1 pseudogene is annotated in these 453 nt (G+C 58.3%); it reads left to right on the forward strand.

Features of this window, described 5'->3' with window-relative positions:
* Positions 1-453, forward strand: a pseudogene (locus AC5ZGW_RS47045) (IS630 family transposase); the annotation flags it as partial.

Below are 453 nucleotides of genomic sequence, written 5' to 3' on the forward strand. Positions count from 1 at the left end.
GCCACAGTGGCGGAAATCGCTGCCGGAGCCGCTAAAGGAAAACGAATAGAAATCTGGTTCCAGGACGAGGCCCGTATCGGCCAGAAGAACAAGGTCACCCGTCGCTGGGCCAAGCGCGGAACACGTCCCCAGCGCCGCATGACCAGCGCACGAGGTCGGCTTATATCTTCGGTGCGATTTGCCCGAAGCTCGGCAAGGCCGCCGCACTGGTAATTCCGTGGTGCTACACCTACGCCATAAACCAGCATCTGATGGAAATCTCCCGCCAGGTTGTCTGGGACGCCCACGCTATTCTCATCATGGATCGGGCGGGCTGGCACATGTCCAACAATCTCATCGTGCCCGAAAACATCACCGCCTTGCCGCTGCCGCCAAAGTCGCCTGAACTCAATCCGGTGGAAAACCTCTGGCAGTTCATGCGCGAAAACTGGCTCTCAAACCGCGTCTTCAAAT

This window comes from Bradyrhizobium sp. Crot121 (assembly GCF_059512385.1).